Here is a 26,301-nt window from a genome sequence, read left to right on the forward strand (position 1 = left end):
AAACTCCTGTAATTTCTAATCCAACAGCTTAAACATAAACATTAAACAACTCAATGAAAGACGATTTTATTTTCGGGCTACGTCCCGTGATTGAAGCAATTGAAGCAGGAAAAACGATTGACAAGATCTTTGTGCAGAATGCACTTCAGGGTCCTATTTATGCTGAACTGAAGGCGATTTTAGCAAAAAATAAAATTCGTCCCAATTATGTTCCGATTGAAAAACTTAATCGTTTTACAAGAAAAAATCACCAGGGGGTGGTTGCTTTTATTTCAGATGTTCCGTTTCACAAGGTAGAGGATATTGTTCCACAATTGTTTGAAGAAGGAAAGACTCCTTTCTTATTGATTTTGGACAGACTTACAGATGTAAGAAACTTTGGAGCCATCTGTAGAACTGCAGAATGCGTAGGAGTAGATGCTATCATTATTCCTGAAAAAGGAGCAGCACCTATCAATTCTGATGCAATCAAGACTTCTGCAGGAGGTATTTACAATATCAAAATCTGTAAGGAAAATAATCTTGCACATGTGGTAGATTTCTTACAACAAAGTGGAATTACTGTATTTGCAGCTTCTGAAAAAGCACAAAAGCTAATCTATGACGTTAACTTCACTGAACCTTGCGCTATTGTTATGGGAAATGAAGAAACCGGAATCTCCAAGGAAGTATTGCATCATGCGGATGAAAAAATCAAACTTCCTATCGAAGGGAAAACTCAATCACTAAACGTTTCTGTTGCATGTGGTGCCATCTTATATGAAGCCGTAAGACAGAAAATGTTGAAATAATTAATTCGATAACACAACACTTAAAAAAATCAGAAAATGAAAAACATAGCAGCATTAGCGCTAATCTCATCTATAGCTCTTGTTTCTTGTAAAAAAGAAACTGCAAAAATAACTAAAGTAGATCCTAAAACCGGAAAAACGGTAACAGTAGAAGTACCGGCTGACTCTGTAGCAAAAGTTGCAGAAAACCCAGCTATCAAAGATTCTGCTGGGATCGTTACACAGTCTTTTAAGCTTGAAAAAGGAAAAACCTATCCTCTTACAACTTACCAGAGAGATGTAAAGACTATGACAGATCCTCAGGGAAAATCTATCACAGCAACTACTGAGTCTACGGATGAAATGAACTTTACAGTAAACGATATTAAGGGAAATGTATATGAAATGACTCTTAATCTTGTTTCTAAAAGAAGTTCTCAGTCTGCACAGGGAAAAACAGTGGTAGTAGATACAAAACTTCCTCTTCCTAAAGAAGATGACCTAAAAATGATCTGGAATATCAACAAAGCCCTTACCAGCAACAAGCTTGATATGAAGATGGACACAAAAGGTAATGTAATTTCAATTACAGGTTTTGATGCTGTTTATACCAAAGTTACAAAAGCTCTTACACCCCTAATTAAGGAAGCTAATGAAAGAGCGAGCGTTGTAGCAAGCCTTAAGCAGTCTTTTAACGAGAAAGTATTAAAAGATCAATTCACTAAAAACTTAGCAGTTATCCCTAAAAAAGGTGTTAAAATAGGTGAAAAATGGACCACTTCTGAAAATGCAGACCCAAGCGGAAACATTAAGGTAACTTCAAACTATGTTTTGAAAAGCCTAGGAAACGGAACTGCTGAAATTACAGTATCCGGAGGTATTCCTAAGAAAACTGAAAAGAAAGCTCAGGGACCTATTACTCATAGCCTTAGCAGTGAACTTGTTCAGAATGGAACCATTAAGTTTGACGAAAGCACAGGATGGATTACGAACCAGAATATCAACGTAAAAACAACTCAGATTGAATCTATTACAGACGGAAAGCAATCTCAGTCTATGACAAGTGTTTCTAATTCTTCTGTAATGGTAAACCCATCTGCAAAATAATTGAACAACCAGGTTTGAAGATAAGCACAGGAGGAAAAACTAAAAACTTTAAACTCTGGACCTTAAACTTTAAATTTTAAAATTATGAAGTACATTCTTGAGTTAGTACTGTCTGCCATCGTTATTTTCTTTGTCTGGAACATTCTGAAAAGGATTTTCTTTAAGACATTTTATAGCTATCGTTTCAACAATAACAATAATCAGGATAACAGACAGCAAGATATAAACAACTCGAATAAGAATAACAATCTCAAATGGGATGCAGAAACGGTAGACTATGAAGAGGTGAAAGAGAGTAATGACAAAAGGTAAAAAATCCAAGAAATAAAAGATAATAACCAGCATGGCAAAAAATAAAAACTTAATTTATATTGCAATTTCATTAGTAGTATTTATAGTTTTAGCATTTTTATATTCCACTCCTGTATTTTCAGGAAAACAGCTTTTTCAGCATGATATTGTACAATACAGAGGAGGAGCAAAAGAACTGCTTGACTATAGAGCCAATACCGGAAATGAAACCTATTGGAGCGACTCCATGTTCGGAGGAATGCCTACTTATCAGATGGGTAGCCAGTTTAAGGGTGACATCATCAAGAAAATTGATAGCAATCTAAATTTCCTGCCAAGGCCGGTCAATTATCTCTTCCTGCTTTTTGCAGGTTTTTTCCTTTTGGGAATGGTAGTGGTCAGAAACTGGAAATATGCTCTTCTCGGGGCAACTTTCTTTGGGCTTTCAACCTATTTCTACATTATTATTGCAGCAGGGCACAATGGAAAAGTAAATACCATTGAATATTTCGCCCCGCTTTTAGCCGGAATTCTACTGGTATACATCAGAAAACAATACATCTGGGGGTTCATTGTAACAACCCTATTTATGGGGCTTCAGATTGCAGCGAACCATCCACAGATGACCTATTATCTGTTTCTGGCTCTAGGATTTTTATTCCTGTCTGAATTAATCAGAGCGATTCAGAAAAAGACCCCGATGAAACATTTCCTTATTTCATCTGGAATCATTGCTTCAGCATGTATCATTGGCGTTGGAATGAACGCACAAAGAATCATGGCCAACTCTGAATATGTAAAGGAGACCGTTCGTGGAAAGCAAATCCTAACCAACGACAGCCATACTTCAGGAAAATCCGGAATGGATAAGGAAAGTATGCTGATGTGGAGTTATGGGCAACTTGAAACGTTAAACCTTTTCATCCCAAGATTAATGGGAGGCGGAAGCCAGGAACCGGAAGGAAAGGAAATGATGAACAAAGTTCAGGAACTTGTACAGGAAAATGTAGGATCACAGGCTGAAATGGACAGAATTTCAAAAGGGTTCAGCGGAATGACCTATTGGGGTGATCAGCCGGGAACTTCAGGACCTGCCTATCAGGGTGCTATTGTATGTTTCCTTGCCTTATTAGGATTCTTCTTTGCCTGGAAAAAGTATCGTTACTGGATTTTGGGAGCTTCAATCCTTACCATTTTACTGGCTTGGGGAAGCAACTTTATGCCATTATCTGATTTCTTTATTGATTTCGTTCCTTTTTATAATAAGTTCAGAGCCCCATCTTCTATCCTGGTAGTTGTGGAATTATTATTCCCGTTAATTGCCATTTTAGGATTATACAGATTCTTTACGGATGAAAAACTGACAGAGGAATACAAGCAAAAGATTCTAACATATGTAAGTGGAGGTACATTAGGATTATTATTAATTCTTTTAATATTCGGAAAATCATTACTAGGATTCTCCACAGAAAATGAGAAGACTTACTTCCCTCCTTTCCTATTGGATTATCTGGTAGATGAAAGATTTAAGCTGTTTAAAATAGATGCGATAAAAGCATTTATCTATGTAGCAATTACAGCTGCAGCTTTATTCTTAAGCTTAAAGAAGAAATTAAGTCAGAATATCGCTTTGGTGATTATTGGAGCTGTAAGTTTATTCGATCTATGGACGGTAAACAAGCGTTATTTAAATGACGAAAACTATGTAGATAAGATCTTTGCTGAAAATCCTTTTCAGACAGAAAGTTCAGATCTTTTGGCTGAAAAAGTTCAGGGAAATCCAAACCTTGAGTCCATTTTATCCAATGTAAATATCAACAAGACATTAGAAACGATTGCTGATAAAGATAAAGCACACTACAGAATTTACAACCAGACTCTGGGAGTTACTAGTGAAACCAACACGTCTTATTTCAAGGCATCAATTGGTGGTTACCACGCTGTAAAACTTAGAAGATATGACGATGTATTGAATGAGTACATCAATAATATTGACAGTGTAAAAACACCTAAAATATTGAATTTACTGAATGCTAAGTACATGGTTTTCGGAGGTCCGGAACAGCCACAGGTTGTACCTAACCCAAAAGCCAATGGAAATGCATGGTTTGTAAGTGACTTAAAGTTTGTAGAGACACCTAATGAGGAAATCAAATCCATTGGAGTTATCGACAATAAAAAGACAGCAGTTATTGCATCGTCTGATAAGTCATATTTCAGCAACAAACCGGTTCAGGCAGATTCTACAGCGTTTATCAACCTAACGAAGTACCAGCCTAACGAGCTTGAATTTAAATCACAGTCGAAGACACCTCAATTAGCAGTATTCTCTGAGGTTTATTATCCTCACGGGTGGAAAGTTCTTGTTGATGAGCAAGAAGTTCCTTACATTAAAGCAGATTACTTATTACGTGCAGTGCATGTTCCTGCAGGAAATCACCATATCAGAATGGTTTTTGAACCTGAGGTAATTGAAAAAGGAAAATGGATCTCGCTTCTATGCTTCGGATTATTCATTGCATTGGCTGCCTTTGGAATTTTCTGGATGAATAAGAATAAGAAAAAAGAACTCCCTCAAACCGCTTAAGTTCAAATTTTAAAGCAGACTGTATCAAGTTAATGGAACAGAAGAAAATATTGATTATCACCTATTACTGGCCTCCTGCGGGAGGTCCTGGTGTTCAAAGATGGTTGAAGTTTGCCAAATATCTTCCTGATTTTGGCTGGAAACCCATTATTTATACTCCTGAAAACCCAAGCTATCCTTTGCTGGATGAGACACTGATGAAAGATGTTCCCGAAAACATTGAAATCGTCAGAACAAAAATTTGGGAACCTTACCAATTGGCGGAAAAGCTTAATAAAAGCAATAAAAAATTTAAGGCTGGGCAATTTGATGTAGGAAAAAACCAAAGCTGGAAATCCAAGCTTTCTATCTGGGTAAGAGGAAACTTCTTCATTCCCGATGCAAGAGTTTTTTGGGTAAAGCCATCCGTTCAATTCCTTGAAAAATATATCAAGGAAAATAAGATTGACACCATTGTCACTTCCGGCCCGCCCCACTCTCTCCATTTGATTGGACTAGGTCTTAAAAATAAATTTTCCAATCTTAAATGGATTGCCGATTTCCGTGATCCTTGGACAGAAATATCCTATTACAAGCATTTAAAATTAACCAAAAGCTCAGATAAAAAACATCGTCAGCTAGAAAGTGCTGTTTTTAAAAATGCAGATATTACCCTAGCTACAAGCTATACTGATGCTGATAATTTCCGTAAAGCCGGAGCTAATGCTTTTTGTATTACAAACGGTTTTGATGAAAGTGATGGAAGCAAAAAGGTAAAAGCACTGAAGAATGCTGAAGATAAGTTTACCTTAAGCTATATCGGGGTTTTGGAACAACTTAGAAATCCAAAAAATCTTTGGAAAGCATTAGATGAACTGGTAAGGGATAATGTGGAATTTGCCAAGTATTTCAGCTTAAAATTTGTAGGAAGAATTGATGATAAGATTCTCCATTCTATTGAAAATTCAAATCTGAAGAATCACATTCTGAATTTAGGTTACCTTTCGCATGGCAAAGCCGTTGAGGAAATGCAGAATTCAGAAATGTTATTGATTACCAACTTTCCGAATGAATCCTCAAAAGGTATCATTCCCGGAAAAATATTTGAATACCTTGCTTCCGGAAAACAGATTCTCTCATTTGGACCGGATAAAGCGGATGTCTCCAAGATATTAGAGGAAACCAGTGCCGGAAAACATTTCAGCTACCATGATTCTGAAACGGTGAAAACATTTATTCTGGAAAAATTTAACCTTTGGAAAAACGGAAACCTTTCGGAAAACACTCAGAATATTGAACAGTTTGCAAGAAAGAGCCTTACAAAGCAGCTTACAGAAATTTTATCATAATAAAAGCTGGAGATTAATCTCCAGCTTTCTATTTTTAGATCGTCCATTGGTCATTCACCACAGCAATCACATAATATTTTCCCTGAAATTCTTCAAATACCAAACGAAGTGTCTTCCAATCCATCTCACTGCTTTTTTCAGTTCCTTTGATATAGTTTTCTGTAAAGTCATGCTTAGGATAGGCTTCCTCAAGATTATTGAGTGAATTTCCGCCCCCTACAAATTTATTCAGTGAATATTGAGAGGCTGTAAAATCCTTGGAAAAAACCCATTTACCAAGATAATCATTAATGGTAGCTTTATATGGATCTCCCGACCCATCCTTCGCTCCCCAGGTAAACAAAGTTTTTGTAGGTTGATATTTTTCGAAATCAGCTTTAGAGAAATGTTTATCTTCTTTTTGATTCACAAAGGCATACATGGAGAAGCTAATTCCTTTTTCAGGATGAATAAATGAAGCGAAAGTCTTATAATCCTTAGCTTTTAAAGCTTTCAGCACCTCATCATTTGCCAACTTCAAAGCCTCTTCTTTCTTAGCTTTATCTTTAATAATTGTGGCACTGTCCGTTTTTACCCGAATTATAGTATCAATTTCATTTGGAACCGGTTTTCCGGCTTCTTTTTTACAGGCTACAACAAAACCCAATACCAACATTGAAATAAGTAGTTTTTTCATATTTTTTATTTTGTAGTAGGTAAAAAACACCAAAACTGATGCCATAAAGGGATATGGAATAAGAGGTACAAGATTTAAAATATAAATGGATGTCATTCACAGTTCATTAATACATTTTCCCAATTACATCGTACATTTGTTATATGGAAATTTTGGATATTCTCATTATAGGAGCCGGACCCATCGGCTTAAACTGCGCCATTGAGGCTGAAAAAAACAACCTAACGTATTTAATTCTGGAAAAAGGAACCATTGTCAATTCCTTGTATCATTATCCTTTATACATGCGTTTCTTTTCAACAGCTGAGAAACTGGAAATTGACGGAACCCCCTTTATTTCTACAGCTCCAAAACCAGGAAGACAGGATGCCTTGGAATATTATCAGGGAATTGCCCGACAAAAGAATTTGAATATTCATCTGTATGAGAAAGTTTTGCATGTTTCTAAAAAGAATGACGTCTTTGAAATTAAAACTACGAAAGGTAATTATCAGGCCAAAAATGTAGTGATTGCTACAGGGTTTTATGACATTCCAAATCCCATGAATATTCCAGGTGAAAATCTCCCAAAAGTATTGCATTATTATACGGAACCTTATCCCTATGCAAGACAAAAAATCGTGGTTGTAGGCTCCAGTAATTCGGCGGTGGATGCTGCTCTCGAAACGTATAGAAAAGGAGCTGAAGTTACCATGATCATTCGTCATTCTGAAATTTCAAAAAGTGTAAAATATTGGGTAAAGCCTGACATTGAAAACAGGATTGCAGAGGGAAGCATTACGGCTCACTTTAATTCTGAAATGGTTGAAGTAAAGGAAAATTCTGTTGTTTTCAAAGATGAAAATAATCAGATCCATGAGATAGAAAATGACTTTGTTCTGGCCATGACCGGTTATCTCCCTGATTTTGATTTTCTGAGAAACTCCGGCATTGAGCTGAATGGTGATTGCCTGAATCCATTCTATAACCCTGAAACAATGGAAACCAATGTCTCCAACCTTTATCTGGCCGGTGTTGTTTGTGGTGGAAAGGATACTCACCTTTGGTTTATTGAAAACTCAAGAGTTCATGCAAGCATGATTATCAATTCTATTCTTTCAAAAAAATAATAAAGAAAAAATTTAACCCCAGCTGAATACTCTTTAGCTGGGGTTTTTATATTGATCTAAAAGACATTAATCTTCTTTTAAAGTAAGATCTTACTCCACTTTATTCTTCCCTTTCAACATCCACGGAATCACAAAGTAAAAAGCTATTGCAATAGCCGTAGCCAGTATTCCGGTTCCAATCCAAAGGGTATTGAAACCCAATTTTTCGGCAATTAAAGTTCCTATATAGGGGGTAATAATAAATGCAATGGAAAAAGACATCCCGTTCAGCCCCATATAGGCCCCTTTATTGTTTTCTCCTGAACGAAGTGCTGTAATGGTAGCCATAAATGGGAGTGTCCAGATCTCACCTATACAAAGGAGGGTCATAGCGAACAATAATGTCACCATACTGTAATCAAAAGCCAGCATTGCATAAGAAAGCCCACAAAGGAAAGTTCCTATTAACATGGTAAAGGCTAAAGTAAAATATTTTTCTGCAAGCTGTACAAAGCCCATTTCAAGAAGAACAATCAGAAATCCGCTATATCCTAAAATATACCCGATATTCTGCTGGCTCAGGTGTGCGGTATCCTTATAAAAAATGGTTAGGGTACTGAACAGCTGGAAAAAACAAATAGAGAATAGCATGCATAATAAGCAGAATATTAAAAACTTATTATCGCGGTAAGGAGAATTTTCTTTTTTTACAATAATTGCTTCTTTCACTTTTTTTGCCTGTTGTTTAGCCAGCTTTGCACGCCCTCTGAAGAACCAGATATACATCAGTCCGGCCAGAAAAGCAGCCAAGGCGTTACTATAAAACAAAAATTCATAGGAAATAGCAGACAAAATACCACCCAATGCAGGACCTATGGAAAACCCAAGGTTTACGGCCATCCTGTTCAGTGAAAAAGCCCTGGTAATATTCTCAGGTCTGGCATATTTCGTAATGGCTACTGAGTTTGCCGGACGGAAAGTTTCACTTACAATACTTTGAACCAAAATAATCCCAGCCAATCCTGCCTCAGTCTTAAAAAACGGAATTAGGCAGAATAGCGGTACACTAAGCAGTAAACTTAGGCTCTGTACCTTGTATTCACCGATTTTATCGGTTACCATTCCTCCAAACCAAGAACCAATAACAGATCCTATCCCGAAAAAGCTCAACACTATTCCAGAATTTTCAATGCTAAAATGTAAATGATTTGTCATGTAAACTCCCAAAAATGGAAGCACCATAGAACCCGCCCTGTTGATGAGCATTACCAACGCCAGCATCCAACTCTCCTGCGAGAGTCCCTTGAAAGAACTCGTATATAAGTTAATTAATCTCACAATAATATTTGGTGGGGAAATTTAAGAATGCAAAGTTAGGCAAAATAGCCCCCAAAACCCCTTATTTATGCCTATTTTTATAAATAACATTCATAAAAATATACTATCAGCTGTATCCTAAAAAAAGAGAAGATTTTTGATACATAAAGCTTAAATACTTTTATAAAATTCGTAAATTGCAGTAACAACAAGGTTTTCAGCCTAAAATATTAGAAAACACATATAAAAAATTAATCAATACGTAAGAATGGTAACCTACGAAAACTTACATGACACTTTATCTTTTTACAGTATTGACTGCCATCAATCCTACTATATTTCTTCGGGGAACCCCATCTTTGAATTTCCTAAAGCTCCTTTCCGAATGGATTATTATGCCTTGTGCATCTGTACAGCAGGAGAAATAAGCATTGAAATAGACCGTCATCAATATAAAGTAGAAGCAGACAGCTTCCTTATATCAGCACCTTCTACTATTGTGAAATTTCTGAAAACCAGTAATGACTTTATGATGAAGCTGCTGTTTTTTGATAAAAATTTTCTGATCAAAAACATTTCCAATCCTTTCATCATTGAAAAAATGGATCTTTTCTCTAAAGGATCTTATAGCATTGTAAAAACCACTGAAAAGAATTCTGTCCTGCTTCAAAATCTTCTGGACTATCTTAAAAAGAAATCGAGAAAACAGGGAAAATTCACTGAGGAAATTGTTCGTACCATAATTTTCAATCTCCTGCTGGAAACGGCTGAGATGATGGAAAAGAAAAACCAAATAGGTTCTGAGAAAGAGGAAGGGAAAAAAGACCTTTATCTCAAGTTCAGTAAACTAATCCGGGAAAATATCCGACAACACAGAACCGTTCAGTTCTATGCTAATGCACTTTGTGTTTCTAATAAATATCTTATTGAAGTCATTAAAAAGGCAAGTGGAAAAACGCCTCATGAGGTCATTGATGAAACATTACTCAAGGAAGCCTATGTGATGCTTGGAAATCCGGAAGTTACAATATCAGAAGTAGCCTTTGAACTTCAGTTTAATTCGGCATCTGCATTCGGCCGTTTTTTCAAAAAACACACTTCTCTTTCCCCCTCTGAATACAGGATTAAGGAAAACATCCAGTCTTAGGAATTTGGGGATACTAATTCTGACATTAGGGATATATGTCGCTTTCTGAATAGGGGTACCTTTATAATGTTAATTAAAAACAATACAAAATGAGTACGATCAATTCAAAATTCAACAACGTTTTAAATACTTCTGAACAGTTTGGAAAAGTAAACCATGAACCGGATTCAAGTAAAGAAGTCCAGATTAACACTCCTGAAAAGACAATGCCTTTTTCAGACCAAATCGGAAATTATCAACGAAATAAAGGTATTCCTTTACAATCTTACGAAAACAGCAAAATCTATATTGTAGGAAGCGGAATTGCGGGGATGTCTGCAGCGTACTACTTCATTCGTGATGGCCATGTTCCCGGTAAAAATATTATTTTCCTTGATCAGCTTAATATAGAAGGTGGATCTCTGGATGGCGCCGGAAATGCAAAGGATGGCTACATCATCCGTGGTGGACGAGAAATGGACATGACGTATGAAAACCTTTGGGATCTATTTCAGGACATTCCTGCATTGGAACTGCCTGTTCCTTATAGTGTACTGGATGAGTACCGCCTCGTTAATGACAATGACCCCAATTATTCAAAAGCAAGATTAATCCATAATCAGGGACAGATTCAGGATTTCAGCAAATTCGGACTTGAGAAAAAAGACCAGCTGGCGATTGTAAAACTTTTATTAAAGAAAAAAGAGGAGCTTGATGACCTGAGCATTGAAGATTACTTCGCAGAATCATTCCTCAACAGTAATTTCTGGTTTTTCTGGCGTTCCATGTTTGCTTTTGAAAACTGGCATAGTTTGCTAGAACTGAAACTGTATATGCACAGATTCCTACATGCAATAGACGGAATGAAAGACTTTTCATGCCTTGTATTCCCTAAATATAACCAGTATGATACATTCGTAACTCCATTAAAAAACTTTTTGGTTGAAAAAGGAGTACAGATACAGTTTAATACCTTAGTAAAAGATCTTGATATCCATATCAATACTGAAGGAAAAACTGTTGAGGGAATTATTACTGAGCAAAGCGGAGAAGAAGTAAGAATACCGATTGGAAAAGAGGATTATGTAATTGTAACCACAGGATCCATGACGGAGAGTACATTCTACGGAAACAACACTACTGTTCCTGAAGTTACGATAGATAACAGCAGTGCAGGGCAAAGTGCCGGATGGATGCTTTGGAAGAATCTTGCCGCAAAATCTGAAGTCTTTGGAAAACCAGAGAAATTCTGTAGCCACATCGAAAAATCTTCTTGGGAATCTGCAACATTAACGTGCCGACCATCTGCATTCACCGAGAAATTGAAAGAGCTTTGTGTAAATGACCCTTATTCCGGAAAAACGGCTACAGGAGGTATCATTACGATTACAGATTCTAACTGGGTGATGAGTTTTACCTGCAACAGACAACCACACTACCCTACTCAGCCTGATGATGTTCTTGTAGTATGGGTATATGCCCTCCTAATGGATAAAGAAGGGAACTACATCAAAAAAGCAATGCCACAATGTACCGGAAACGAAATTCTTGCTGAATTATGTCATCATTTGGGGCTTATCGATCAGCTTGATAATGTGGTAGAAAACACCATCGTTCGTACTGCATTTATGCCTTATATCACGTCTATGTTTATGCCAAGAGCTAAGGGTGACCGTCCAAGAGTGGTTCCTGAAGGCTGTACCAATTTAGGATTGGTTGGACAATTTGTGGAAACCAATAATGATGTGGTATTCACTATGGAAAGTTCTGTAAGAACGGCAAGAATAGCGGTATACAATCTCCTTAACCTTAATAAACAAGTTCCGGATATTAACCCTTTACAGTATGACATTCGACATTTATTAAAAGCAACTCAAGCCTTGAATGACTATAAGCCATTCCTTGGAGAGGGAATTTTAAGAAAAGTACTGAAAGGAACCTATTTTGAACATGTACTAGTCAACCGTGCTGAGGAAAAAGAAGAACATGAATCTTTCTTTATGGAACAGGTTGGTAAATTCCAGGAATGGATCAAGGGAGTTAAAGGCTAGAAAGTATAAGATGTTGAAGCTGGACAACGCAAAGGCGCAAAATTTTATACTTCGTACTTCAAGATGTCATAATTTTATCTTCGAGTTTCTCAAGCTAAGATCTGTATCACATAAAAAACCGCGTCTTTGCGCTTATCCAGTGAACATCATTAAACATAAAAAAGCAGGACTTAAAATAAGTCCTGCTTTTGTTTATTTTTGATATCCTTACATTATTAAGGCTTAAAAGAATCCTTTAAAGTTACCGTACGGTTGAATACCAATGTAGAATCCGTAGAATCCTGATCCTTTGTAAAGTATCCGATTCTTTGGAACTGAAGAGGTTCTCCCACCGCTACATCTTTTAGGCTTGGCTCTGCAAAACCTTGAATGGTAGCTATAGACTCCGGATTGATGAAGTTTAAGAAGTCTACATCTTTCTCGGCATCAGGCTGTTCTACCGTAAACAAATGGTTGTAAATTCTTACCTCAACCGGGATTGCATGTTGAGCAGATACCCAATGTAAAGTTCCCTTTACTTTTCTTAAGCTTTCTTCCGTGCCGCTTCCAGACTTACTCTTTTCATCATAAGTAGCATAGATCGTCGTAATCTCTCCATTCTCATCTTTATCTACTCTTTCAGCTTTGATGATGTACCCTGACTTCAGACGAACTTCTCCGCCTAATTTCAGTCTGAAGAATTTATTGTTAGCTTCTTCCTTGAAGTCTTCACGTTCAATATATAATTCTCTTGAGAAAGGAACTTCTCTTGTTCCTGCATTTTCCTGCTCAGGATTGTTTTCAGTCTCCAACCACTCTTCCTTACCTTCAGGATAGTTTTCGATCACTAGTTTTACCGGATCTACCACTGCCATTACACGCTTTGCTACCTTATTCAGATCTTCACGCACACAGAAGTCAAGCAACTGAATTTCAATCAGGTTTTCTCTCTTTGCAACTCCTACCTTGTCAATAAAGTTTCTGATAGATGTTGGTGTAAAACCTTTTCTTCTCATTCCTGAAATGGTAGGCATTCTAGGATCATCCCATCCTGTTACCACCCCTTCAGCTACCAATCTCTGCAGCTTTCTTTTGGAAGTAATCATGTAGGAAACATTCATCCTTGCAAATTCTCTTTGCTTGTTTTTAACTTTTCCTTCTTCGTAAACCTGATCCAAATACCAGTTGTACAAAGGTCTGTGGTTTTCAAACTCCAAAGAACAAAGCGAGTGTGAAATTTGTTCAATATAATCGGATTCACCATGAGCCCAGTCGTACATGGGATAAATTTTCCAAGCGGTACCTGTTCTGTGGTGAGGTTTATTCAAAATTCTGTACATAACAGGGTCACGCATGTTCATGTTTGGTGAAACCATGTCGATTTTTGCACGAAGAGACATTGAACCACTTTCAAATTCTCCGTTTTTCATCCTTTCAAATAAATCTAACGATTCTTCAACAGGACGGTTTCTGTATGGAGATTCTATTCCTGGTTCTGCAGGATTCTTTCTTTGTTCAGTAATTACTTCAGAAGGCTGCTCATCTACATAAGCTTTTTCTTCTTTAATCAACTGAACTGCCCAATCGTAAAGCTGCTGGAAGTAATCGGATGCGTACAACACTTTATCCCATTTGAAACCGAGCCATTCAACGTCTTTCATGATAGAATCTACGAATTCCTGTTCTTCTTTTTCAGGGTTCGTATCGTCGAAACGAAGGTTTACGGGAGCGTTGTATTTTTCACCAAGACCGAAGTTGATGCAGATGGCTTTTGTATGCCCTACATGCAGGTAACCGTTGGGTTCAGGTGGAAAACGGAAACGGATCTGATCTCTATTCAAACCGTTTGCCAGATCATCTTCAATAATTTGCTCAATAAAATTGAGTGATTTTTTTTCTTCTTCCATTAAGATTAGCTTTTATTTTTTAGCAAAAAAAGTTGTACAAAGTTACGGAAAAATAAGCTTTTGTGAAAGTGCTAATTTAAAACGCTTATTCATTGTAATTCAATATTTTTTATTAATTTAGAGAAAGCTAAAACCGTTTAAACCAATTAATAATCATGGCCGTTTATATATTAAGCAACCGGAAGATTATTCGGCATCATGGAGAAAAAGTAGATTCTTTTTCCAATGATGAATATTCAATCCCAAATTTCAGGATTGCCAAATGTAATTTTGACAATCACAAGGAGGCTACTTCCCAAGCCAAAAAAAAGAAAGATTATACCAATCGGAATATTTTAGATTATCAACTCTTCTCAGAGCCTGAAAAACAAGGCTACGGAGAAGTATTGGACGTTCTTTTGAGTGAAAAGGGAGTTAAAGAATCTCCCCTAACAGCCGACAATCTTGGTGGAACCCAAAGGATGTTTTACGAGTTGTACAAAAATATGTCTGCCACCAAGGACAGAAGTGATGTTCTGATATTTATCCATGGCTACGCCTATGATTTCGATGATGAATTAAAGGCTATCATTGACCTGAAGAAATTATTCATTGATAATCCGGCTTCCCCTGTAGAACATATTTTATTTGTAAGCTGGCCTGCATCAAGCAGTATTATTCCGCTTACTTATTTTGATGATAAAGCATCAAGCATCAATTCCGGCACTTCGTTACTCAGACTTTTCTACTTTTACACTCAATTTCTAAAAGATATCTTCTCCAACAGACATCTTGTACCTTGCAATCAGAGAATCCATATCATGACGCATTCCTTGGGAAACAGAGTTCTTCAAAGTATGCTTTATAGCCTTAAAAGGGAAAACATCCTTAGGGTTATTGATCAGGTATTACTCTTAAATGCTGATGTAAGTTATAAGGTATTTGAAGATTCCGAAGATTCATTCAATAAACTCCCTTTGCTTGCCAACCGGATTTCTATTTACCTGAACAGGCAAGATGCCATCCTTGGGATTTCTCAGTTTACCAAAAATATTCTTACCCCGCGTCTGGGCAAAAATGGACCGAGTGACATTACTCATTACAAGGATATTGTCTCTATCATTGATTGCACCTTTGTGAAAGATGACCTTCTGAACAGCTTTAAGTTTGAAGTAGGAAATCACTGGGGCTATCTTTCCAGTTCACAAGTACAGAATGATATTTTCCAAAATTTATATGGAATAGATAGGAATCTTATTACCAATAGAACTAAAGATAACGAAAATGTTTTCACAATTATTTCTTAACGGTTAATTAAAAAAATCCTATAAAATTAACTCAATGTTAAAGTTACTAATAACCATAAAAATGGCATAGAGATTGCCAATTCATAGCATAGAGAATTACAATTTTTTTATTATGAAAAAAATTAAAAAAAAGGTTTCCTATATCCTAACGTATATTAAGAAAGCCATTTTCGTAAAAGATGTGATTTAAAATGAATATTAAATTAATAAAACCATACACTATCCGACTCAATAATTACTTTATCCTTTAAATATTTCCGAATTACTTTTATAATTCCCACATCTATTTTGCAGGAATTTATTTTCATGATATTATTATTTATAAGTGATTAAGGATAATGGATAATATATTCTGGCTTTTATTTTTTTTATACTGATATAAAAATTCTATTATTGTGTTAAAAATCAATAAAATAAATCACCATTCATTGTGTAATTTAAAATGATTTTGGATATTTACTTACCAATCAAATTAAAATATTTACAATGAAAAATCTAAAAAAGTTAAACAAAGGAGAATTAAAGACTATCTATGGAGGAAGACCTCCTCTTGGGTGCAACAGCTGGAACCCATCTACCATGTGCTGCAGGTCATGGGCTCCTGATTACTGTGGCAATACTACCTGCCCAGATTCACCACCTCCATTTTGCTAGTTAATTTTTCACAGCTATATTTTGAATCATGATCAATCATTTTTAAGATTTAAGTTGAATTCAAAATTATTGACAGAAAAAAACTCCAATGCCTAACTTTGGTATTGGAGTTTTTCTATTATTTGGATAGCCAATTTGGCTTTAATTCATATTTTATATCTTGAACCACAACAACTCATTTCTAAGATCCAAGCTGGATTCAAAATTATTAACAAATAAAGCTCCGGTTCCCAAACCTTGAGGCATTGGGCTATTTTTTGTAAAGGTATACTGAGCAATGGCATTTAAGCCGATATTACTTTCCAACGCCGAAGTGATCCACCAGCCGATATTCAGTTGTTCTGCCAGTGAAATCCATTCATCAGTCCCTGAAAAACCACCTACTAAGGCTGGCTTCAGAATAATATACTGAGGTTGTATTCTTTTTAAAAGTTTTTTCTTCTCTTTTGGATCAGTAACTCCTATTAATTCTTCATCCAAAGCAATAGGTGTTGGTGTTTGGGCACACAATTCCGCCATATCTTTCCAATTTCCTGCCTTGACAGGCTGCTCAATGGAATGAATATGTAAATCTGCCAGTTGTTGCAAAACAATCACAGCCTCTTCTTTTGTAAAGCCGCCATTGGCATCAACACGAAGCTCCAGCTGATCCTTGGAAAATTTTTCTCTTAATTTCTGTAGAATAATATGCTCCGATTTCCAGTCAACCCCAATTTTTAGTTTAATGCAATGAAATCCTTTTTCCAGCTTGTCCTGAATTTGCTCCTCCATATAGCCTACATCACCCATCCAGATCAGCCCATTGATGGTAATCGCAGATTTCCCTTGGGTAAATTCACTTGGAAAATAAAGGCTGTCACCATATTTAAGGTTCTGAACTGCCTGTTCATATCCAAACCATATAGACGGAAAATCTTTTAATTCTTCTTTTAAAAAATCTGGATCCTTGTCAATATTCCCACACAGCCATTTTAGTTTCTCTTCATAATCAGGTCTGTCATCAAAGCTTAATCCTCTGAAGATTGCACACTCTCCCACCCCCTTATTTCCATTTTCTGAAATTTCAAGGATAAAGGTTTCTTTATCAAGCAAAACGCCGCGAGATGTTCCACTCGGGCGTTTGAATTCTAATAGATATTTATGATATGATGCTATCATTTATTTTACACTGTCAATACGCATAAACTCCTCTGCTTTCTCCACCATGTCAATACTTCCACAGAAGAACGGAATTCTTTGGTGAAGTTCTGTAGGTTCTACTTCAAGAATTCTTCTGAAACCGTCCGTAGCCTTTCCTCCTGCCTGTTCTGCAAGGAATGCCATTGGATTACACTCATATAGTAATCTTAGTTTACCATTTGGAGCCTGGGAATAGGATGGATAAATATAAATTCCTCCTTTAAGCATATTTCTGTGGAAATCAGCTACCAAAGACCCAATATATCTGGAAGTATAAGGACGGTCGCCCTCTTCCATCTGGCAATATTTAAGATAGTTTTTCACCCCTTGAGGGAATTTGATATAGTTTCCTTCGTTGATGGAATAGATTTTACCTGTTTTTGGGAAAGTCATATTAGGATGAGAAAGATAATAGGTTCCTAAAGATGGATCCAATGTAAATCCGTTCACTCCATTTCCTGTTGTATAAACAATCATTGTTGAAGAACCATAAATCACATATCCTGCAGCAATCTGGTTAACCCCTTTCTGTAAAAAGTCTTCCAGCTGTACGGGAGTTCCTGGTTCAGAAACTCTCCTGTAGATAGAGAAAATAGTTCCTACGGAAACATTTACATCAATGTTTGAAGATCCGTCCAAAGGATCTATCAGTACAACATATTTACTTAAATGACCGTTTTCTCCACATTTAATATCAATAAAGTCATCATTTTCCTCAGAAGCAATACCACAAACAACCTCTCTTTGAGACAAAGCCGTAATAAAAATTTCATTAGCGATTACATCAAGTTTCTGCTGCTCCTCACCTTGAACATTCTGGTTTCCGGCAGCTCCTGTTATATCTACAATTCCGGCTTTATTTACTTCTCTGTTTACCACTTTCGAAGCCAATCTTATTGCACTCAGAAGACGAGAAAATTCACCTGTAGAATACTGAAAATCGTCCTGTTTATCTATAAGAAATTCTCCTAAAGTCTGTAATGGTTGATTTGACATATTTTTCTTTTTACGTTTTCCCCAAATTTCGGAAAATTTATCGCATTAAGAAAATTTAATTACAAAAGAGATTACTACCTGTATTTCAACCCAATACAAACAAAACTCAACATAATATTAAGTAGTTATTGAAAATTATGTCACCAAATTTGTTCCGTCAGACTCACGAAAAATTCAGATTATTTTGTTAATTATTGATTTTTAAGGAAATCTTAATTCTATCAACCCATCTGGCTATTTCATATCTCGTTGTAAATTTATAATTTTGACGTCCGTAAAAAACTCATGTAATTTTTAATCTAACAATTTTATTTTTAACAATTTAATGAAAATTTTCAAGTTTGGTGGAGCATCTGTAAAGGATGCCGAGAGTGTAAAAAATGTGTCCATGGTTCTAAAAAGCCAAGGATTTGCCAAATGTTTGCTGGTGATTTCAGCAATGGGCAAGACGACAAACGAGTTGGAAAAAGTGGTAGAACTTTATTTCAAGAAAGATAATTATCAAACTGAGATTGAAAAGATAAAACGAAAACACATCGAGATTGCGGACGGTTTGTTTCCTGAAAATCATGCAGTTTTTGCTGAAATCAATATCTTTTTTGATGACATTGATTCTTTTTTAAGAAGAAATAAGTCTCCTAATTACAGCTTTGTGTATGATCAGGTGGTAAGTTGTGGAGAAATGATTTCTACAAAAATCCTAAGTGAATACCTGAATGAAATTCAGTTTACCAACCAGTGGCTAGATGCCAGAGACTATATAAAAACAGACAATTCTTACAGAGACGGGGTTGTAGACTGGACAAAAACAGAAGCTTTTATTTCCAATCTGAATTCTGAGATCTGCTATGTAACCCAAGGTTTCATAGGTTCTGACGAAAACAACTTTACCGTAACGTTAGGAAGAGAGGGTTCTGATTACTCGGCTGCTATTTTTGCTTATTGCTTAGATGCTGAAGCCATGACCATCTGGAAAGATGTACCAGGGGTAATGACCGGAGATCCTAGAAAGTTCAAGGATGTATCTCTTCTTTCTAATATCTCTTATGAAGAAGCTATTGAAATGGCTTATTATGGAGCAAGCGTTATTCACCCGAAAACATTACAGCCGTTACAACAAAAAAACATTCCTTTTTATGTAAAATCCTTTGTAGATCCTACTAAAGAAGGAACTAAAGTAGGGGCTTCAGAAAAAAATCAGCAGGAAGAAACTTATATTTTAAAAGAAAATCAGGAGCTTTTGAAGATTTCTACCAGAGACTTCTCTTTCATTGCGGAAGATCATATGAGCCTAATTTTCGGATATTTATCTAAATATAAGATCAAAGTTTCCTTAATGCAGAATTCTGCGATCTCCCTGGCACTGTGCCTTGAAGATAAATTTAATCATCTTGAAGAGCTTAACGAAGAGCTTCAAAAAATTTTTAAAACTGAAGCAATTAAAAATGTATCTTTATTCACAGTAAGAAATGCGAAGATGGATCACATTGATAGATTTTACCATGAAAAAAATGTATTATTGGAACAGATTTCCAAGAATACTCTTCAAATGGTAACACAATAATATTAATTGCGACTAAACACACATGAGTTTAATTTCGAAAAACGATCTGATCAAAGCTTCCGGCTTAAGTAAAATCGGGTTCCTCAAGAATCCGGTAGCATCTGCTGTTATGAGCATTGCTAAAATAAATGAAGTAAATAGACTATACGATAAACTAAAAGACAAGGAAGGCAAAGACTTTTTCGACTCATTTGTAAGAGAAAGAAACCTAAGCTATGTAGCTTTTGAAGAGGATCTGGCAAAAATCCCTAAAACGGGGCCATTTATTTTGGTCTCCAATCACCCGCTGGGTGCTATTGACGGGATTTTGATGTGCAAGATCTTATCAGAGGTTCGTCCGGACTTCAAGGTAATGGGAAATTTCCTTTTGGAAAAGATAAAACCTATGGAGCCTTACGTAATCGCTGTAAACCCTTTTGAAAATAGAAAAGAAGCTTACAGCAGCTCTTCAGGAATGCGTGAAACACTCAAGCATTTACAAAACGGAGGCTGCGTAGGTATTTTTCCTGCAGGAGAAGTTTCTAACAAGAACAATCCTTATGGAGAAATTTTAGATAAGGAATGGGAAAAAACGGCACTTAAGCTTATCAGAATGGCTAAAGTGCCGGTGGTTCCTATGTATTTCCATGCCAAGAACAGCCGTCTTTTTTATCAGGTGGCTAAACTTCATCCCAATTTACAGACGATCATGCTTCCCTCTGAAATGATGAATGACAGAGAAAAGCCAATCAGAATAAGAATCGGGCGACCGATTACTGTAAAAGCAATGGATGATATGGAAACCATTGAGGAGCTTGGAGAGTTTTTGAAACGTAAGGTTTATATGATGAAATCTTACTATGAAAAAAGAAAATCACTAGCCCAAAGCATCAATCTTCAGAATTTATCTGTAAAATTCCCTTTATTAAAGGAGGAAAATATTGTTCAGAACATTATTGACGAAACTCCATTGGAAGATATCATAAAAGATGTGGACAAGCTGAGAGGAACAGATAAAATGTTGTTCAGCAACGGGAATTATGAAATCTACTTTACGACATATGAGGAAATCCCATCCATTATGAGGGAAATCGGGCGTCAAAGAGAGCTCACTTTCCGTGCGGTAGGTGAAGGAAGTAATCTTCCGTTTGACCTTGATGAGTATGACAAGCATTACCATCATCTTTTCCTTTGGGACAATGGTGAGAAAAAACTGGCAGGAGCTTACAGAATGGCTCTTGGTAGAGAGGTAATGAAAAAATATGGCATCAAAGGCTTCTATACAAGTTCTTTATTTGAATTTGAGCAGGACATTCACCCTTTCTTTAAAAAGGTGATCGAAATGGGTCGTGCCTACATCTGCCAGGAATATCAGCAGAAACCTCTTCCTCTTTTCCTTTTGTGGCGAGGAATTGTACATGTATGTCTGAGAAATCCTGATCACAAATTCCTAATGGGTGGTGTAAGTATCTCCAATAAGTTCTCAGAATTTTCAAAGTCTCTGATGATCGAATTCATGCGTTCTAATTATTTTGACTCTGCAGTGGCTCAATACATCACTCCGAGAAATGAATATAAGGTGAAGCTTCGTGACAGGGATAAAAATATCTTCTTTGAAGAAATGGAATCGGATCTTAACAAGTTGGACAAGATTATTGATGATCTTGAACCTGAATTGAGATTACCTGTTTTGATCAAAAAATACATTAAGCAAAACGCAAAAGTGATTGCTTTCAACGTTGACCCTAACTTCAATGATGCGATTGACGGACTGATGTATATCAGAATCAGTGATCTTCCTGAAAACACGATAAAACCTGTATTGGAAGAGATGAGTGAGCAAATCCGAAAGGAGCAGGAAAATAATCCGGCTGATAATCAATAAGTTTTTTAACTTTAGTAAAAAAAGTACGATGAATACTTGCTTTGTATACTAAAACGCGCTACTTTTGCATCACTTTAAAACAACGAAGTAAGTCAAACAAAAATATAATGGTTTCTTAGCTCAGTTGGTAGAGCAATGGATTGAAAATCCATGTGTCCCTGGTTCGATTCCTGGAGAAACCACTTTAAAACCTCTGATTAGTCAGAGGTTTTTTTGTTTTTCAGAAAAAAGCTCGCAAACATCAAAATTTCAATCTGCAAAATAGAGTTGAAAATGAGAGTTAAGTAGATCCAGGACTTTATTTGTGAAATTTTATAGCCTGTTATTCTTGCTCTTAGGTCTAAAATAAGACTAGCAGTAATAAAAAAATGTAAAAATCTTAGAAGAATCTAAAAAAATGTATTACTTTTGCATCACTTTAAAAACAACGAAGTAAGTCAAACAAAAATATAATGGTTTCTTAGCTCAGTTGGTAGAGCAATGGATTGAAAATCCATGTGTCCCTGGTTCGATTCCTGGAGAAACCACTTTAAAACCTCTGATTAGTCAGAGGTTTTTTTGCGTTTACATATTTGGGAAGTAGATGTATAGATTTGGAAATATTTACTACTCTAAAAACAAAGCTTTAATGCATTTACTTTTTACTATTTAACAGGATCAAATCCTTAGAAAGGTTTCTATTTTCAGGTGACTCATTTTCCCGTACCTCTTCCCTGTCTTGGAATAGATATTCTTTGCCCTTATTATCCGAAAGACTGATCTGCATTGTGTTTTTTTCTCGAACCGCTTTAAATATATGAACATTGGACCAAACCTCAGCAGGCATGCTCATATTGAGTATAATCTCTTTTACATATTGAAGTTTATTATTATTGAATTCATACACAAAATAGGCTGCATATTCTTCAGTAAAGCTCGGAAACAATAAAATTCCCGAAGAATTGGATTCATTGTAAAGCATATGAGAATCCTTCTGTGCTATTTCATAGGAACTGTCGTAATAAAAGTTGACATTTAAAAACTGCCAGTCCTGAATAACCTTACCATCAATCTCATATCGAATATATGCCCTGTCTTCAATATATCTGACCTTAAAAATTTGATTTGTAAAGCTCATATCAAAGCTTTGAATGGGCCCATCGGCATAATTACTTGCCTTTTTAAGGGCTTTAATCTCATTATAGACTACTTGATGGTTTTCTACATTTTGATCGTTTTTTGCAGCGTTACTATCTTTCTTTACACCATGACTATCATTTTTAAGAATAACAGTTTTCTTTATTTCTTTTTTACAGGAATATATAACGCTTGCTAAAGAAGCTATAAAAAGTATTTTTAAAAGGGGCTTTTTCATCATGTTCATTAGTATTATTTTATTCAATTCAATGGCTTTTAAATCAACAAATACGGTTAAATATAATAATACCCCCTTAAAGTTAAAATTTAAGGGGGTAAATATTTTATAAAAATTTTCTGATTACATATTACTTATTTCCGGCCATGCAAAACCTACTCCCCCATGCTGATATCTTTCAGTTTCAAGATAAAAAGAGTTTACTCCCTGAAGCCCAACTCCTGCATAATAAACGAATTTATCTACATGTTCCTGATATTCACCAAACTCACGATACTCGGCATGTAAGGCAAGTAATTTTGCCAATTCTTCATTATGTATACGAAACGCTTGATCACAGGCATCCTTTAGTGAAAGATTGTATTCTTGCTGCAATACAAATACCAAGTTAAAGACCTCTGTTCCTTTTGCCATTTCTTTCGGAAGGGAGTGGATATCGTTTTGCCATGCAACAACCAGGGTCATATGAGATATCATTTTCTGAACGACAATATGCTCAAAAATATGCTCAGGAAGAACGAGGCCTGATTCAATTTCACCCAAGATCAAATAGGGACGCATAAGAACAGAATATTCACGAATGGTCTTGAAAAGTGTAAGAGATGGTGGACGTTGTGCTATTTTATAAGGATACTCCAATTCAATTCCATATCTGAAAGATTGATAGAAATAGTAAATAAAGCGCTCAACCCATATATCAGGCATTAAAGCACGGAACTCATCCCTTATCAAAGCCATATGCTGATAGAGAGCATTCTCCTCCGGTCTCGGCTGATCACCTCTAAGAATATCTACACAACGAATCCGTAATTGCTGAATTTCCTCCTGAGAGGAGTTTTCTACCTGATCATCAAGAGCAACGTATTGAAGCATAAATCTATTGCATGGAATAGTTTGTTCATAAGTTAAATCGGGCCACATACGTGCCGTACACATGTGCAGCTTCATTTTCTTGTATATCCCACGCTGTTTTTCCGTCAGGAAAGTGTAATCATTGTCAATCCATCCATCCATATCTTTTCCCATCTGTTCTGCATGAGGATTGATAAGATCAGGCCAAGGATAATGACCGCGTGGCAAATAATCTTTGGAATTATATTCTTCTGGTTTCATGTTGTTTTAGTTCTTTGTATTAATGATTATAAATTTATTTCCAGTTTGCTGTTTCTTTATATTTTATTCAGCTTTTCCTTAAGTTCGGCAACATTAGGAAACTCCATCATATTATAGCGGTCCAGCTTGGTAGAAATGTTTTTCCACCCACTGAGTACCATACTCATGTAGTGTACCCAATTGACCACAGCTTCCTGCCATATTCCAAAATCAGGAAGAGAAGCTTGTAGTTCCAAAAATTCTTTCAGGTCTTTGTTATGTAGGCGCAGATCTTCAAGGCAAGCTTCTTTCAGGGACATTTGGTGTTCATTCTGGATTACTTTTACAATATTGTAATAAATACTACCCGTTGCCTCATCTTTTATAACAGATTGTACTTCATTAAAAAAAGTAACTAAATGGCAGGCTAAGGCTTGTAAACGTTGGATCACCGGATGGGCATGAATCTCCGGGGGAAGGGTAACGCCTGTTTCTACTTCTGTAAGCTGAAGAAAAGGATATAGACAGATGGAATTTTCGCGCAGAGCGATACACTCTGATACACTGGGATAGGTTTTATTTTTTTTGTACTTCAACTCAGTTTCTAACCCTAAAAAATATTTACTGATCATTTGTGTGAAACGAGAAATTGATTCTTCCGGAATAAACTGCAGCAATTCTACCCTCAGGGTAGCCAGCATCTTTCCTAAGGGTATTCCTGAATCTTCACCGCTTAGCTCTCCTTTTAAAACAGCTACTGATTGGGCATGTACATATCCAATATCTTCCGGCTCGCTTTCTTCATAAAGATCATCATTATAAAGGGTCCAAAGCATTAATCTACAAATAGGCCTGAACCGTTCTGGTGTTGCGGTAGGAAACCATTGAGCGGCAATATGCGCTGTTTTAGTCTTCTTGTATTTTTTGCGAAGATCAGGGTTTTGCTCATAAAGCCACAGGTATTCACCATCAATCCATTGATTCTCGGTAATTTCCTGCAATTGTTCGGCATAGGGATTTTTTAACGTGGGGAACGGGTACCTAAACTCCTTGTACAGAAGCTCAAGTGTACTAAAATTTTCTGTATTCATGATTATGGTTTTTAGTGTTAACTAACTGACTACTAATATAAAAATAATCCAAACACAATGTTAATTTATTTCACATAACTTTGATATTTAACATTAAAATCTCCTACAATCCCTTATTTAATCATCATAAAAAACGTACTCCTGCTGTAAAAAAGTAAATATGGTAAATACTCAAAATAATATTTAGGTTTAAAATAATGGATGTTTTTTAAATTTCATCATAAAACAAATCTGCTGCATATCAGCCAATTAAAAAATAGTTTTTAGCCATCATTAGATTTCATCAAAAAAACCAAACAAAAACTTGCATGGTATTACAAAATGTTATACTTTTGCATCACTTTAAAACAACGAAGTAAGTCAAACAAAAATATAATGGTTTCTTAGCTCAGTTGGTAGAGCAATGGATTGAAAATCCATGTGTCCCTGGTTCGATTCCTGGAGAAACCACTTTAAAACCTCTGATTAGTCAGAGGTTTTTTTGCTTTTATGATCCAATGTGATATAGAATATGAATGGGCTTATACGTTATATACCAAGTTACTTTTCAAATTCCCATTTTCCACTTTCTTTCTTTAACCTTAACCCAACAGTCCCAAATCTAATTTGATCTTTTGGGAGGTCAATCTGAAGGTAGGCTCTTTTTCCACTTTTGTCAAACAACACTCTATGAAATTTATAATGTCCTACGTAGTTTTTGTTATCAATAGCTTTCGTAACCCTTTTTATATTTTTAAAATCTTCAATCCTGCTAAAATCGACTGGAATTGCCTGATCTGATCGGTTCTTAATTTCATTAAAAATATAAGTATAATGAAGAGCGTCCCAATTATCCTTTGAAATATCTACTGCATCCAGTGTATCAGACATGGTAAAGGTATATTGCTCATTTTTCATTCTGGCGTCTATAATATCTATAGCTTCACTGCTGCTTACTTTATACTGATTGGCTATTTTGGATATTTCTTCCGGATCTAATTCCTTAAAGACATAT

The 26,301-nt window shown here is 36.0% G+C and carries 21 protein-coding genes and 3 tRNA genes; 15 read left to right on the plus strand and 9 right to left on the minus strand.

From position 1 onward, the window contains the following. Positions 1–53: 53 nt before the first annotated feature. The 5 genes from rlmB (at position 54) to EG359_RS08225 (ending at position 6,083) form a co-directional block, all read left to right on the plus strand. Entirely contained in the window at positions 54–791 is a 738-nt protein-coding gene (gene rlmB, locus EG359_RS08205; RefSeq protein ID WP_076352383.1) for a 23S rRNA (guanosine(2251)-2'-O)-methyltransferase RlmB, read from the plus strand. Positions 792–827: 36 nt separating this feature from the next. Then, entirely contained in the window at positions 828–1,877 is a 1,050-nt protein-coding gene (locus EG359_RS08210) for a DUF6263 family protein (protein ID WP_076352384.1), read from the plus strand. Positions 1,878–1,961: 84 nt separating this feature from the next. Continuing rightward, the gene (locus EG359_RS08215) at positions 1,962–2,189 is read left to right on the plus strand and encodes a hypothetical protein (protein WP_076352385.1); all 228 of its coding nucleotides are present in this window, start codon (positions 1,962–1,964) and stop codon (positions 2,187–2,189) included. 31 nt (positions 2,190–2,220) lie between these two features. Further along, positions 2,221–4,755, plus strand: a complete 2,535-nt coding sequence (locus tag EG359_RS08220) for a YfhO family protein (protein ID WP_076352386.1) — start codon at positions 2,221–2,223, stop codon at positions 4,753–4,755. A gap of 32 nt (positions 4,756–4,787) precedes the next feature. Continuing rightward, positions 4,788–6,083: a glycosyltransferase family protein gene (locus tag EG359_RS08225; RefSeq protein ID WP_076352387.1), complete on the plus strand. Its 1,296-nt coding sequence runs from the start codon at positions 4,788–4,790 to the stop codon at positions 6,081–6,083. 34 nt (positions 6,084–6,117) lie between these two features. Here the strand turns inward: EG359_RS08225 and EG359_RS08230 are convergent, their stop codons facing one another. Then, entirely contained in the window at positions 6,118–6,759 is a 642-nt protein-coding gene (locus tag EG359_RS08230) for a hypothetical protein (protein ID WP_076352751.1), read from the minus strand. Between the two features lie 143 nt (positions 6,760–6,902). Here EG359_RS08230 and EG359_RS08235 point away from each other — a divergent pair, with 143 nt between their 5' ends. Beyond that, a complete protein-coding gene (locus EG359_RS08235) occupies positions 6,903–7,868 on the plus strand; it encodes a YpdA family putative bacillithiol disulfide reductase (protein ID WP_076352388.1) in 966 nt (321 codons plus the stop codon). Between the two features lie 90 nt (positions 7,869–7,958). Here EG359_RS08235 and EG359_RS08240 read toward each other — a convergent pair whose 3' ends face one another. Next, on the minus strand, positions 7,959–9,128 hold the full coding sequence (locus EG359_RS08240) for an MFS transporter (RefSeq protein WP_076352389.1): 1,170 nt from the start codon (positions 9,126–9,128) through the stop codon (positions 7,959–7,961). Between the two features lie 304 nt (positions 9,129–9,432). Here EG359_RS08240 and EG359_RS08245 point away from each other — a divergent pair, with 304 nt between their 5' ends. Both EG359_RS08245 and EG359_RS08250 read left to right on the plus strand, forming a co-directional pair. After that, the gene (locus EG359_RS08245) at positions 9,433–10,311 is read left to right on the plus strand and encodes an AraC family transcriptional regulator (RefSeq protein WP_076352390.1); all 879 of its coding nucleotides are present in this window, start codon (positions 9,433–9,435) and stop codon (positions 10,309–10,311) included. Between the two features lie 89 nt (positions 10,312–10,400). Continuing rightward, positions 10,401–12,341: an oleate hydratase gene (locus EG359_RS08250; protein WP_076352391.1), complete on the plus strand. Its 1,941-nt coding sequence runs from the start codon at positions 10,401–10,403 to the stop codon at positions 12,339–12,341. Between the two features lie 215 nt (positions 12,342–12,556). On the opposite strand, the gene EG359_RS08255 is transcribed toward EG359_RS08250, so the two are convergent. Continuing rightward, positions 12,557–14,227, minus strand: a complete 1,671-nt coding sequence (locus tag EG359_RS08255) for a glutamine--tRNA ligase/YqeY domain fusion protein (RefSeq protein ID WP_076352392.1) — start codon at positions 14,225–14,227, stop codon at positions 12,557–12,559. A 155-nt stretch (positions 14,228–14,382) separates the two neighbouring features. On the opposite strand from EG359_RS08255, the gene EG359_RS08260 reads away from it, so the two are divergent. Both EG359_RS08260 and EG359_RS22990 read left to right on the plus strand, forming a co-directional pair. Next, the gene (locus EG359_RS08260) at positions 14,383–15,513 is read left to right on the plus strand and encodes an alpha/beta hydrolase (protein ID WP_076352393.1); all 1,131 of its coding nucleotides are present in this window, start codon (positions 14,383–14,385) and stop codon (positions 15,511–15,513) included. Between the two features lie 486 nt (positions 15,514–15,999). Beyond that, positions 16,000–16,167, plus strand: coding sequence for a bacteriocin-like protein (locus EG359_RS22990; protein WP_449384912.1), 168 nt, complete (start codon positions 16,000–16,002; stop codon positions 16,165–16,167). A gap of 153 nt (positions 16,168–16,320) precedes the next feature. Here the strand turns inward: EG359_RS22990 and EG359_RS08265 are convergent, their stop codons facing one another. Both EG359_RS08265 and fbp read right to left on the minus strand, forming a co-directional pair. After that, positions 16,321–17,325, minus strand: a complete 1,005-nt coding sequence (locus EG359_RS08265) for an o-succinylbenzoate synthase (RefSeq protein ID WP_076352394.1) — start codon at positions 17,323–17,325, stop codon at positions 16,321–16,323. Further along, positions 17,326–18,342 (minus strand): class 1 fructose-bisphosphatase, encoded by a 1,017-nt coding sequence (gene fbp, locus EG359_RS08270; protein WP_076352395.1) that lies wholly within the window; start codon positions 18,340–18,342, stop codon positions 17,326–17,328. Positions 18,343–18,667: 325 nt separating this feature from the next. Between fbp and EG359_RS08275 the strand changes: the two genes are divergently transcribed. From EG359_RS08275 to EG359_RS08290, 4 genes are all read left to right on the plus strand, one after another. After that, the gene (locus EG359_RS08275) at positions 18,668–19,906 is read left to right on the plus strand and encodes an aspartate kinase (protein WP_076352396.1); all 1,239 of its coding nucleotides are present in this window, start codon (positions 18,668–18,670) and stop codon (positions 19,904–19,906) included. 22 nt (positions 19,907–19,928) lie between these two features. Next, the gene (locus tag EG359_RS08280; RefSeq protein ID WP_076352397.1) at positions 19,929–21,770 is read left to right on the plus strand and encodes a lysophospholipid acyltransferase family protein; all 1,842 of its coding nucleotides are present in this window, start codon (positions 19,929–19,931) and stop codon (positions 21,768–21,770) included. A 109-nt stretch (positions 21,771–21,879) separates the two neighbouring features. Continuing rightward, positions 21,880–21,952 (plus strand) — tRNA-Phe (locus EG359_RS08285). Positions 21,953–22,224: 272 nt separating this feature from the next. Continuing rightward, positions 22,225–22,297 (plus strand) — tRNA-Phe (locus EG359_RS08290). Between the two features lie 107 nt (positions 22,298–22,404). Here the strand turns inward: EG359_RS08290 and EG359_RS08295 are convergent. From EG359_RS08295 to EG359_RS08305, 3 genes are all read right to left on the minus strand, one after another. Further along, positions 22,405–23,127: a hypothetical protein gene (locus EG359_RS08295; RefSeq protein WP_123867304.1), complete on the minus strand. Its 723-nt coding sequence runs from the start codon at positions 23,125–23,127 to the stop codon at positions 22,405–22,407. 120 nt (positions 23,128–23,247) lie between these two features. Beyond that, complete coding sequence (locus tag EG359_RS08300; protein ID WP_076356783.1) at positions 23,248–24,237, minus strand: terpene synthase family protein; 990 nt, start codon at positions 24,235–24,237, stop codon at positions 23,248–23,250. Between the two features lie 56 nt (positions 24,238–24,293). Beyond that, on the minus strand, positions 24,294–25,307 hold the full coding sequence (locus EG359_RS08305; protein ID WP_076356785.1) for a terpene synthase family protein: 1,014 nt from the start codon (positions 25,305–25,307) through the stop codon (positions 24,294–24,296). 377 nt (positions 25,308–25,684) lie between these two features. On the opposite strand from EG359_RS08305, the gene EG359_RS08310 reads away from it, so the two are divergent. Next, positions 25,685–25,757, plus strand: a tRNA-Phe gene (locus tag EG359_RS08310). Positions 25,758–25,847: 90 nt separating this feature from the next. Here the strand turns inward: EG359_RS08310 and EG359_RS08315 are convergent. Next, complete coding sequence (locus tag EG359_RS08315) at positions 25,848–26,204, minus strand: hypothetical protein (RefSeq protein WP_076352398.1); 357 nt, start codon at positions 26,202–26,204, stop codon at positions 25,848–25,850. Positions 26,205–26,301: the final 97 nt, after the last annotated feature.

Source organism: Chryseobacterium joostei, assembly GCF_003815775.1.
Taxonomy (GTDB): Bacteria; Bacteroidota; Bacteroidia; order Flavobacteriales; family Weeksellaceae; genus Chryseobacterium; species Chryseobacterium joostei.